4 protein-coding genes are annotated in these 12,353 nt (G+C 43.9%); 3 read left to right on the forward strand and 1 reads right to left on the reverse strand.

The window, feature by feature from the left end:
- The first annotated feature begins 45 nt into the window (after positions 1-45).
- The 3 genes from DUL71_RS11190 to DUL71_RS11200 are packed head-to-tail and all read left to right on the forward strand — an operon-like array spanning position 46 to position 11,512.
- A complete protein-coding gene (locus tag DUL71_RS11190) occupies positions 46-6,735 on the forward strand; it encodes a polyketide synthase (protein WP_114938154.1) in 6,690 nt (2,229 codons plus the stop codon).
- A gap of 1 nt (position 6,736) precedes the next feature.
- Positions 6,737-10,756, forward strand: coding sequence for a non-ribosomal peptide synthetase (locus tag DUL71_RS11195; protein WP_114938155.1), 4,020 nt, complete (start codon positions 6,737-6,739; stop codon positions 10,754-10,756).
- A 3-nt stretch (positions 10,757-10,759) separates the two neighbouring features.
- Positions 10,760-11,512, forward strand: a complete 753-nt coding sequence (locus tag DUL71_RS11200; protein WP_114938156.1) for a 4'-phosphopantetheinyl transferase family protein — start codon at positions 10,760-10,762, stop codon at positions 11,510-11,512.
- Here DUL71_RS11200 and DUL71_RS11205 read toward each other — a convergent pair.
- On the reverse strand, positions 11,499-12,224 hold the full coding sequence (locus tag DUL71_RS11205; RefSeq protein WP_114938157.1) for a glycosyltransferase family 2 protein: 726 nt from the start codon (positions 12,222-12,224) through the stop codon (positions 11,499-11,501). The two genes, DUL71_RS11200 and DUL71_RS11205, sit on opposite strands and share 14 nt — an antisense overlap.
- Between the last annotated feature and the right edge of the window lie 129 nt (positions 12,225-12,353).

Genomic DNA, 12,353 nt, shown 5'->3' on the forward strand with positions numbered 1-12,353 from the left:
AAGTATATTCTGACCGCTATACGTGGTCAAACCTTATTGAACCTGATGAGTATTGAGCCGGGGATTGTTTTAAAAAGTGGGGAATCTATTGCCCCAACTGTATACGACCTATTTGAACAACAGCGGATAAAATTACCCGATGCCGTTGCTGTTGTACATAACACTGATAGTGTTACCTATCATCAGCTTTACAAAAAAGCCGATGAACTTGCCGCCGCTATCTTAACTTTTTATCCGGATTCGGAGATAATTGGAGTTAGCGCAAACCGGAGCATTCATACTATAATTGGTGTACTGGCCATACTAAAAGCCGGCAAAGGTTACTTACCTCTTGATCCGGAATATCCAAAAGATCGCCTCGAAACCATTATTATCGATTCGGGTATACAGGCTTGTATCGCGGCCTCGGATAAAAAGCATCTGTTTGAGGGCTTGCCTGTAAACATCCTGCTTGCCGATGGAACTTTTGAGCTTACAACTAAATCATTCCAGCAAACTCATTTGACTGATTTAGCCTATGTGTTATATACCTCAGGCTCAACCGGAACCCCAAAAGGAGTATCAATGGGCAATGCGGCATTGGTTAACCTGTTGTTATGGCAACAGGAAAACTCAATCTCCGCCGCGGACATCAATACATTGCAATTTGCGCCTTTAACGTTTGATGTATCATTCCAGGAGATTTTCGCTACGTTAGGTACCGGTGGCACTTTGTTTTTGGTAGATGAAGAGTTACGGATTGATCCGGTTAAATTGTTACAGTTTATTGATAAGCATGCCATCAACCGCATCTTTTTGCCGTTTGTAGTATTGCAATATCTTACAGAGGCGGCGATAGCGAATAATCATATCCCGGTTTCCTTAAAAGAAATAATGACTGCCGGGGAGCAGCTAAAGATTACCCCGCAAATAGCAAGTTTTTTTAATGCACTGCCAGGATGTGTACTTTTTAACCAATATGGCCCTACAGAAACTCACGTGGTTACTGAGCTAAGATTGGACGGCGATGCATCTTTATGGCCTGCACTTCCATCCATAGGCATTCCTATTAGTAACACAGAGATCATATTGCTTGATGAAAACCTGAAAAGGGTGGCCGACGGCGAAACCGGCGAATTGTGCGTTTCGGGTATAAGCCTGGCAAACGGCTATCTGAACCGGCCCGAAATGACAGCCGAAAAATTCATCGACTGGAAAGAAGGCAATAAAACTATCCGGATCTATCGTACCGGCGATCTGGCCCGTTTTATGAGCGACGGTAATATCGAATACCTGGGCCGCAGGGATACACAGGTTAAGATTCGTGGTAACCGTGTAGAAATCGGTGAAATTGAGGTATTGATCAATCAGCTTGAAAATATAAAACAAGCAGTGGTAACCGCCCCCGCAGATGCTGCAGGGCAAAAACGGCTGGTAGCCTATCTTGTATCATCTGGCGATCAACAAGATACCGAAGCGGTACGCAAATCCCTTGAGGAGCAACTTCCTGATTTTATGCTACCCTCGGCATATATATGGCTGAAGGAACTACCCAAAACAACCAGCGGTAAGGTTGACAGGAAAGCACTGCCTAAACCAGATATTAAACGCCCCGAACTTGATGTGCTGTACAAAGCACCATCAAACCAAACCGAAAAAAACATAGCCGCTATTTTAATTGAGCTGCTGCAGTTTGATAAGGTGGGCATTGATGATAATTTCTTTCAATTAGGTGGTAATTCATTGCTGGCGTTAAAAACTGTTGCACTATTAAAGCAGCGTTTTAACTACGAAGTTCCAATCACCAAACTATATCAATATCCAACTATTGGCGGTATCGCCAAGCTGATCGGTGGAGCAAATAAGCGAGCATCTCCTCTTCTGGCACAAAAAGTAAAATCAACAGGGAGCAATACTGATGTGGTCATCATTGGCATGGCTGGTCGGTTCCCGGGCGCTGATACCACCGATGAATTTTGGCAAATGCTTGCCGGGGGGCATGAAGGCACCAGCTTTTTCACTCAGGAAGAATTAGACAAGTACGTTCCGCTTAACGAAAAAAACAACCCGGCCTATGTAAGGGCAAGAGGCATCATTAACGGTGCCGATGAGTTTGATGCCGGATTTTTTGGTTTTAACCCGCGCGCGGCCGAACTGATGGATCCACAGCAACGTATCTTTCTGGAACTTGCGTGGGAAGTATTGGAAAAAACAGGCCATCTGCCTCAAAAATATGACGGACTAACCGGTGTATTTGCAGGCTGTGGGTACAACACCTATTACAACAACAATGTATTAACCAACCCGGAAATAGTTGAAACAGTTGGCCATTTCCAGGTACGTACTTTAAATGAAAAGGACTACATAGCAACCCGTACGGCTTATCAGTTAAACCTAAAAGGCCCTGCTGTCGCGGTATATTCGGCTTGTTCAACATCTCTTTTAGCTGTAACACAGGCAGTAAACAGTATCCGTAGCGGGCAATGCCAGGTTGCAATCGCGGGTGCCGCATCCATAACATCGCCTGTAAAAAGCGGCCATATTTACGAAGAAGGCTCAATGATGAGCATTGACGGTCATTGCCGTCCTTTTGATGCCGAAGCATCGGGCACTGTCTTTAGCGATGGCGCAGGCGTAGTGCTTTTAAAAAGTTTGGAAGATGCCCAGCGCGATGGTGATACTATTTATGCCGTAATAAAAGGCGTTGGCGTAAATAATGATGGTGCCGAAAAAGGAAGTTTCGGAGGACCAAACGCTTATGGGCAGGCCGGCGCTATAGCTGCGGCCATTGCTGATGCCGGCATAGATGCCTCGACCATAAGTTATGTAGAAGCGCACGGCACTGCTACCCCATTAGGTGATCCGATAGAAATTGAAGGGCTAAACCTCGCTTTCGGCGAGCAGGAGCAAAATCAGTTTTGTGCTATAGGTTCGGTTAAAAGTAACTTTGGCCACCTTACCGCGGCATCAGGAGTTGCCGGGCTGATCAAAACCGTGCTTGCTATGAGGTATGGTCAAATGCCTCCGTCGCTGTTTTTCAAAAAGATCAACCCTAATATCGATATAGAGCATACGCCGTTTTTTGTTAACGCAGAACTTGCGCCCTGGGATGCTGAGCTCAAACGAGCCGGAGTCAGTTCCTTCGGCGTGGGCGGCACCAATGTACATGTTGTTTTGGAGGAATATAAAACAACCGAATCTATTGAACCCGGCGCAGGCAAACCTTTAAAGCTGATCAGTTGGTCGGCCAAAAGCGAAGAAAGTTTAGCTCAATACGCCGTGAAACTTGCCGCATTTGTACAGAAAAATAAAAGTATTGACCTTAACGATGTAGCTTACACGCTGCAAACAACACGTGCAGATTTTAATTATCGCCGTTTTATAGTGGCAACAGATGCCGACGACCTGATAGTAAAGCTAAATGCTTCAAACACCGACCCGCTATCTGTTAAAAAGCTCAACACCATTCCTGCCGAGGTAGTATTTATGTTCCCCGGACAAGGTTCGCAATATGTAAATATGGGTCATGACCTGTATCAAAACGAGCCCGTTTTTAAAGGTGCGGTAGACGAATGTATAGGTCTGTTGCAGGGAACTATACACGCTGATCTTCTTCAGATAATATTTGCTGATCCTGCCAACCCGCAATCGGCAGAAAGGATAAAAAATACATTATACACTCAGCCTGCACTATTTATTTTAGAATACGCCATGGCCCGCCTATGGATGAGCAAAGGCATTGAGCCGGCCATATTAATGGGGCACAGCATAGGCGAGTTTGTAGCCGCACATCTGGCCGGAGTGTTCGGCCTGCCGGATGCCCTAAAGCTGATATCGGAACGGGCTCGACTGGTAAGCAGTGCTCCGTACGGCCAAATGCTTTCGGTACGTATCGAGGAAGAGCAATTAAAAGGCATATTACCTGCCGGGCTTTCCATAGCCGCAGTAAATAGCAAGAAGCTTTGCGTAGTGGCCGGCCCTGAAGATGCCATTAAAGCATTTACAGCAGAACTATCTGAAAAAGGGATCCCCGCACGGCTGCTTTTAACCAGTCACGCTTTCCATTCACTGATGATGGATAATATTGTTTGGCCATTTAAAGAAGTAGTTAGATCTGTAACATTAAATAAGCCGGTAAAGCCCGTTATATCCACCGTAACCGGCACCTGGCTAAGCGAAGCGCAAGCAACCGATCCTGATTATTGGGCGCAACACCTGCGTAACACCGTTCGTTTTGCAGATGCACTGGATACCATTGCAGAAGATGATAGCCGCTTACTGCTTGAATGTGGCCCGGGAAACATACTGGCCACACTTGCACGCCAGCATAACACAGGCAAGAATATCCCTGTAATAGCGGGCTTTGAACAAACTGATACCTTAACAGAATATCATAGCTCATTAAAAGCACTGGGCCAGCTATGGCTAAATGGCATCCAACCAAATTGGGAGGCAACTTATTTAGCGCAAAACCGTAAAAAGATTGATATCCCAACCTATGCTTTTGATCATAAACGGTATTGGCTTGAACCTGCTGTAACAATAAACATTGTCCCTGAAACCTTAACCCAACAACAAACAAATACAAAACCTACGCAACCTGTACTGATGAGGAAGGATATTTTAATTGATAAACTTAAAGAGATCTTTGAAGACGCAGCCGGTATTGAAATAGATATGGCAGCAACCAGCATGAGCTTTATTGAAATAGGCTTCGACTCGCTTTCGCTTACACAAATAGCTACCAACCTAAAAAAGATCTTCAACGTACCTATTACATTCAGAAAGCTGTTTGAAGAATATAGTAGCCTTGAACTGCTTGCAGTTTACCTGGACAACACTTTACCTGCCGATGCATTTCAGCCGCAGGTTGCCCCTGCTGTAAATCCTGCATTTCAACATGGCGAAACTAATGCAGGTGCACAACCTGTAATTCAACACTATTCCCAGTTTATTAGTAATAATGGAGCTCCGACCTACCCTGCTGCAAATCAGGGAAGCAATGATATCGCCATCAGTTTAATATCTCAGCAGTTGCAATTACTCGCCAATCAGCTATCTTATATACAAGGCAATGCACCCGCAGCACAGGCACCGCCTCAGCAAACTTATAATGCTCCGGCCCCTGTAGTTACGCCGGCTAAATCCTTACTTTCACTTGCTGCAGATTTTACTCCGGAAGAGCAGGTTGAATTAAAAAAACCTTTCGGAGCAACAGCTCGTATCGAAAAACAGGTACAGGGCTTAACCGATAAGCAGCAGGCATTTTTAAAAGATCTTACAGAAAAATATAACGCCAAAACCAAAGGCAGTAAAGCTCAAACACAAAAGGACAGGTCATACATGGCCGATCCTCGCGTAGTGAGCGGCTTCCGCCCGTTAACCAAAGAGATTGTTTACCCGCTGGTAGTTAACCGCTCAAAAGGGAGCCGTGTTTGGGATATTGATGGTAATGAGTATATAGATGCGCTGAACGGATTTGGTTCAAACTTTCTGGGCTACCAAACCGATGTATTAAAACAGGCTGTATTGGAGCAGGTTGAAAAAGGATACGAAATAGGCCCTCAACATGAACTTGCGGGTGAGGTTAGTAAACTGATATGCGAGTTTACCAATTTTGACCGTGCCGCTTTATGTAATACCGGCTCCGAAGCGGTTTTAGGTGCAATGCGTATAGCACGTACCGTAACCGGCCGTTCACTTATTGTCGCGTTTAATGGCTCATACCATGGCATTAACGACGAGGTTATTGTTCGTGGAACTAAAAAGTTAAAAACCGTACCCGCCGCGCCGGGCATTATGCCCGATGTAGTGCAGAATATGCTGATCCTGGACTATGGTACCGAAGAATCATTAAAAATTATAGCCGAACGCGCGCATGAGCTGGCGGCAGTATTGGTTGAGCCGGCCCAAAGCCGCCGACCAGACTTCCGCCCTGTTGAATTTTTAAAGCGCGTAAGGGAGATTACCCGTCAGTCAGAAACAGTTTTGATATTTGACGAGGTAATCACAGGCTTCAGGATGCACCCAGGCGGCGCGCAGGCCATGTTCGGCATTAAAGCTGATCTGGGCACTTACGGTAAAGTTATTGGCGGTGGCATGCCTATCGGCGCCATTGCCGGTATTAGCAAATATATGGACGCGCTTGATGGCGGCAACTGGCAATTTGGTGATGACTCATCGCCTCAAGCCGGTGTAACCTATTTTGCAGGTACATTTGTACGTCATCCCTTGGCTTTAGCCACCGCAAAAGCATCATTGAACTACATGAAGGAAAAAGGCCCCGCCCTGCAGGAAGGCCTTAATGCCCTGACCAAACGCCTTGCTGATGCATTGAATGAAATTTGTGAAAAAGAAGGTTTGCCGTTGCATATCCCATCGTTCGGTTCGTTATGGAAGATCAAGTTTGATTATGAACTGGCTTACGGCGAACTGCTGTTTACACTGATGCGCCTTAAAGGCATCCATATCTGGGACCTTTTCCCTTGCTTTATTACAGCTGCGCATACCGATGATGAAGTTGATCAGATCATCAAAGCTTTCAGCGATAGCGTTTATGAGCTAATTGAGGCTAGTTTTATGCCGACTAACAAACCGGAACCGGTAAAAACAGAAGCGGCTAAAAATGGCCTGCCTGCAGAACCTCCTGTACCGGGTGCAAAATTAGGTCGCGATAAAGATGGTAACCCTGGCTGGTTTGTAACAGATACAAATAATCCAGGAAAATATTTACAGGTAACGATCAGCAATAACTAACTTGACTACAAATACCTTATACGATATTATACCGGTTGAATTTGATCCTTTTGCGGGGCCTGAACTTATCGCAATAGCGCCATCAACCGAACCTCAGTTAGAGATCTGGGCGTCCTGCATTATTGGCGGCAATGAAGCCAACTGTGCATATAACGAATCTTTTTCGCTGCAGCTCTCCGGTCAGCTTGACCAGGAGGCTATGTTGGAAGCTTTACAGGAAATCACCAACATGCATGAGGCATTGCGTTCCGCTTTTAGTGCCGATGGTAAATCTTTATGCATTTATAAAGAATTACAGCTTGATTTTAAGTTCGCCGACATGTCGGGAAGAAGCGTTGATGAACAGCAATCCTTTATTACCGAGCAAAACAACCAAAACGCGTTTACCGCTTTTGACCTGGTTGCCGGCCCCTTGTTTAAAGTTCAGTTAATTAAACTGGATGAAAACGAGCATCGGTTAACTTTTATAGCGCATCATATTATTTGCGATGGCTGGTCAATAGGTATCATGATGCAGGATTTAAGCAAGCTTTATTCCGCTTATGCCCAGGGTGAATATATTGAACTACCGGAAGCGTCTTCATTCAGTGATTATTCAAACGAGCAGTCTTTATTTACTGATAGTCAGGAATATAAAAACAACGAACAATACTGGTTAGACGAATTTAAAGGAAGCAGTTATCACCTTGATTTGCCTGCCGATCTGCCTCGCCCGGCGGTACGTACTTATAAAAGCAATCGCCTTGATTTTGATCTTGATAAGCATCTTGCTTCGGCGCTGAAGCAATTGGGCAAGACAAACGGAAGCAGCTTTGTGACCACCCTATTGGCTGCTTTTGAAGTTTTTCTACAAAGAATAACCGGGCAGGACGAGATCATATTGGGTTTACCCGCCGCAGGCCAATCGGCCACGGGTAATTACCGCTTGGTAGGGCATTGCGTCAATCTGCTTCCGTTAAGAAGCTATCCAAAAGGCGATCAATCATTCCGCAGTCATCTTAAACAACGCAACTCCTCCATTCTCGACGCGTATGATCACCAGTTGTACACATTCGGCGAATTACTTAAAAAGCTAAGTATCCCCCGAGATGCTTCACGAGTTCCGTTGGTACCGGTGATGTTTAATATTGATATGGGGATGGACGATGATGTTGACTTTTATGGGTTAAAACATCATCTCGTAAGTAATCCGCGTGAGTATGAAAACTTCGAGATCTTTGTCAATATCTCGGGTCGCGATGAAGCTTTAGTTTTAGAATGGTCATATAACACACAGTTATTCAGCGAAAAAGCTATCCGCACCATGATGGATGAATTTAGCTTTTTGCTCCATGAACTGGTAGCCGCGCCAGATACATTAATAGGTGCCATACCCGCTTCTAACCGGGAAGAGCTGATAAAAAAGCTAAAGGTTTGGAATAATACAGCAATAGCTTACCCTAAAGATAAAGCCTTATATCAGCTCATCAACTGGCAAAGTGATTCGGTTGCAGTAAAATCCGGTACACAATCATTTACTTACAGGCAACTAAATGATATCAGCAATCAGTTAGCCGCTTTATTGGTTGATAAGGGAGTTAAAAAAGGAGATAAGGTTGCTTTCGCTATTGATCGTTCGGTAGAAATGCTGGCGGTTATACTGGGTATTATGAAAGCCGGTGCTATCTATATTCCGCTTGATCCCCAGTTCCCACTTGAGCGGATCAATTATATGCTCGGCGACTCTAAAGCAGTGGTACTGCTAACTTCTGAAAAATACAAAGGCCTCTACCAGTCAAACGCTACCGAACTTACCTTAGAAACTGAGTGGGCCAAACGTTCAAATTACAGTACCGATACTCCGAAAGTTAAGATTACAGGTGATGATCTTGCCTATATCCTCTATACTTCAGGCTCAACAGGTATGCCTAAAGGTGTTCAGATCAGTCAGCATAGCCTGGTGAACTTTTTATACAGCATGCAAAAAGCGCCAGGCATGACCGCCGATGATAAATTGCTTGCTGTAACTACGATAAGTTTTGATATTGCTGGGCTCGAGCTATTTTTGCCTCTATTGAGTGGTGCCCAGGTGATTATTGCCGATACTGCAACTGCCAAAGACGGTCGCGCGCTGCTTGATATCATACGGACAGAAGGCATAACCACCATGCAGGCCACCCCATATACCTGGCGAATTATGTTGGAAGCAGGTTGGGATACAAACACCCCTGTAAAGGTAATTTGCGGCGGCGAAGCTTTACCTAAGGAATTGGCTGAAAGGATTCTCGGTAAAGCATCCTCTTTATGGAACGTTTACGGCCCTACCGAAACTACCATTTGGTCAACTATTAAAGAGATCAAGACTGAAGATCCGGCGATTACGATTGGTCGCCCAATCGACAATACTTCGATTTACATTTTAGATAAGAACCTTAATCCACTGGATACAGGCACCATAGGCGAAATATTTATTGGTGGCGATGGTCTGGCAGCCGGTTATTTAAACCAGCCCGAACTTACAGCCGAAAAATTCATAGCAGATCCTTTTTCAGCACAACCGGGAGCTAAGATGTACCGTACCGGCGATTTAGGCAGGTTTATGGATAATGGTGAAATTGAATGCCTTGGCCGTGCTGATGCGCAGATCAAAATCCGTGGTTATCGCATCGAAACCGGGGAGATAGAGTATCACCTGATCAACAAAGCCGATGTAAAACAGGCGGTAGTTGTAGCCCAGCCTGATAGAAATGGCGTGAATAAACTTGTTGCTTATATTGTTATAAACGACAACTACATTACCGAAGAGGAATTGACGTTGATAAAAAACTGGCGCGCTTCGTTAAAAAACTCTCTGCCTGATTACATGGTTCCGGATGACTTTGTTATTATTCCTTCCATCCCACTTACACCCAATGGCAAGGTTGATAAAAAAGCGTTGATCCAAAACAATGCTGTTCTCGTTGCCGAAAATGTCAGTTTATATGTAGCCCCCCGAACAGATGTCGAAAAAATGATTGCCGATATCTGGAGCGAATTTTTAGGCATTGAAAACATTGGTGTTTACGATAATTTCTTTGAATTGGGAGGCCATTCGCTTATTGCGGTACAGGTAATGACCCGCATTGAAAAACTAACAGACAAACGTTTGCCTCTGGCCGCACTTTTCGAAAACTCTACGGTTGAGAAGTTGTCCCTTATGCTTGAAATGGATGGTAAATCCATAGTATGGGATTCTCTGGTGCCTATAAAGCCAAACGGCAGCAAAATACCACTTTATATTGTGCATGGCGCGGGTCTTAACGTTTTGTTATTTAATGCTTTGGCAATCAATATGCACCCGGACCAACCGGTTTATGGCTTACAGGCTAAGGGGCTTAACGGCGTTGATGAACCGCTTACCGAGATTAAAGATATTGCTGCTCATTATATCTCCGCTATACAAGCACAAAACCCCGACGGACCATATGCACTTGCGGGGTATTCATTTGGCGGCATCATAGCTTATGAAATGGCCATACAATTGGAGGCACAAGGCAAAAAGGTAAAAATGCTTGCCATGTTTGATACCTATGCATACCGTTCGCCATTTTTTGATCCATGGCTTACCATGCAAACCAAACGGGCTAAGTTCTTTTTACGTAAGCTGAAGTATAATCTTTTAACTCCGGAGGGTCTTTCGCAAAACATAGCCGACAAAACAAAAAACATTAAACGCCATGCTACGAGGCTTTTATGGCGATTTAAGAAAGATGAAAACCAGGAAGGCTTTTTTGGCTACTCAAACAAGATAGATGAGACGAACCAGCAAGCCGAACGAAATTATCAGCTAAAGCCCTACAACATCTCGATTGAATTGTTCAGGGCTGATAACCATACCTTTTACATGGATGATTTTGAATACCTTGGCTGGCAACCTTATGCTTTAAAAGGTATCAACGTGCATCCTATTCCCGGTGAGCATAACTCAATTTTTAAAGCGCCTAATGACAAGATCTTCGCAAAAATTTTGCAAAATTGCCTCAATGAAGCTGCTAAGAAATAAGTTATGGATACAGTAAAGATAGCAATACACTATCTCGATGCTGTTGATTGGCTGCAAAATGCCAATTCCAACCCAACTATCGATGTTAATGTTGATGTATGGCGAATTAAGATTACTGACCATCTTTCACTTATCGGGCAGCTTAAAACATTGCTGCTGCCCGATGAAATAACCCGCGCAGGCAGATATTACCAGGAAAAAGACAGGCAACGTTTTATAGTGAGCCGCGCCGCGCTAAGGATCATTTTAGGCAAGTATTTGGTTCAAAAGCCCGAAAATATCCGTTTTGAGATAGGCCCCAATAAAAAGCCCTTCGTAAAAACAAGCGGACCAATAATTAATTATAACATATCTCACTCGGATGAGTGGGTGACCATTGCCATATCCAAAACTAAAGTTGGCATTGATACCGAGAAAATCGACCGGTCATTCGCCTACAAGGAAATTCTTGCTGATAACTTCAGTACCGATGAAATCCGCTTCATCAACCAACCTGAGCCGATGGAAAAGTTCGTGCTCCTCTGGACGCGTAAAGAAGCTACAACTAAACTCACAAGTCAGGGGTTAGACGAAAGAATTAAGAATATTCCATCCCTGGATGGCGATCATCTAACAAGCAGTGATATTGTTAACTCAACCGAAGCAATTACGCTGGTGAGCTTTAAACTTGACAGCAATAATCTGGCAACATTAGCCTACGAAAGTGAGTCTCAGTCTGTTTTAAGGTTTTACGATATCGATCTTATTTCGATTTAAACAAACCGTACTTCAGGATACAATAAATAGCCCTTACGCCATCCTTCCATCCTATCTTTTTACCTTCTTCGTACGTACGGCCATAATACGAAATACCTACCTCATAAATCCTGATCCGCGGCACACGGGCGATTTTCTGGGTTACCTCGGGCTCAAAACCAAAACGCTTTTCGGTAAGTTTTATAGATTGGATCATACTGGTATTAAACAACTTATAACATGTTTCCATATCTGTAAGGTTAAGATTAGAAAACCAGTTTGAGGCAAACGTAAGCCACCTGTTACCTATGGTATGCCAAAAAAACAGGATGCGGTGAGGATTACTCCCCATAAAGCGCGAACCATAAACTACGTCGGCAAAGCCAGCTACTACGGGTTTTAACAGGTCATTATATTCAGCAGGATCATATTCAAGGTCGGCATCCTGGATAATGAGGTAATCGCCGGTTGCTTTGGAGATGCCAGTATGCAAGGCAGCTCCCTTGCCTTTATTTACCTCATGCTTAAAGTATTGGATATTAACTTCGGGGTTACCAAGCTTGTATTTATAAATGGCGGCTTCGGTATCATCCTTTGAGCAATCATTTACAATGATCACTTCTTTTTCGATATCGTTGACAAGGTTTACCATTTTGATTTTATCCAAAATTAAATGTATGGTGTTACCTTCGTTATAAGCCGGGATAATAATTGATAATTTTTGTATCGTCATTTATTGTATTATTGCCTGGTAGATTTTTGCCACAATTATAGTTGTATAAACCTGAACTGGCTTAATATTTTTATATTTAGTAATGCAATTTGTGCTAAAACGAGCTAAAAGTTATTTAAAAAAGCCTAA

It is taken from the genome of Mucilaginibacter endophyticus (assembly GCF_003351025.1).
In the GTDB taxonomy this organism is placed as follows: domain Bacteria; phylum Bacteroidota; class Bacteroidia; order Sphingobacteriales; family Sphingobacteriaceae; genus Mucilaginibacter; species Mucilaginibacter endophyticus.